The 528-nt window shown below is 68.2% G+C and carries 1 protein-coding gene; it reads right to left on the bottom strand.

Annotated features, from left to right (window positions below):
- Positions 1 to 433: ABC transporter permease (locus tag AAH991_RS40230; protein WP_428834102.1), on the bottom strand; the 433-nt coding region annotated here is incomplete at its 3' end.
- Positions 434 to 528 lie beyond the last annotated feature (95 nt).

Genomic DNA, 528 nt, shown 5'->3' on the forward strand with positions numbered 1-528 from the left:
GCATCGCCAGCGTCGCGATGAACGGCACCATCCGCCCATAGGTGACCAGGATGCCGTTGAGCACTCCCGCGCCGGTGCCGACCAGCACCGCGCACACGATCATCACGACCGGCCCGTACGCCTGGGTCGCCAGCGTGGTCGCCCAGACCGAGGCCAGCGCCATCACCGCGCCGACCGACAGGTCGATGCCGCCACCGATGATCACAAAGGTCATCCCGACCGTGATCACACCGATGGTCGAGGCCAGCGCCAGAATGCTGACCAGGTTGGAGGAGGTGGCGAAGTTCTCCGGCCGGGTCACCACACCCACGATCGCCAGCAGCACGAGTGCGACGACCAGCCCCAGATGCCGGACCTCACCCAGCCGGCTGAGGCCACTCGGCCCCGCCGCCTTCACGCGCCCGGCCGGCGCGGCCTGATCGACCTCAGTCATGGAACGCTCCTTCAGAGGATGTTTCTGCTTCATCGGACCCGGCGGACTCTGACCCGGCGGACCCGGAACCGGAACCGGACTCGGATTCGGGGGTT

The organism is Microbispora sp. ZYX-F-249 (assembly GCF_039649665.1).
In the GTDB taxonomy this organism is placed as follows: Bacteria; Actinomycetota; Actinomycetes; order Streptosporangiales; family Streptosporangiaceae; genus Microbispora; species Microbispora maris.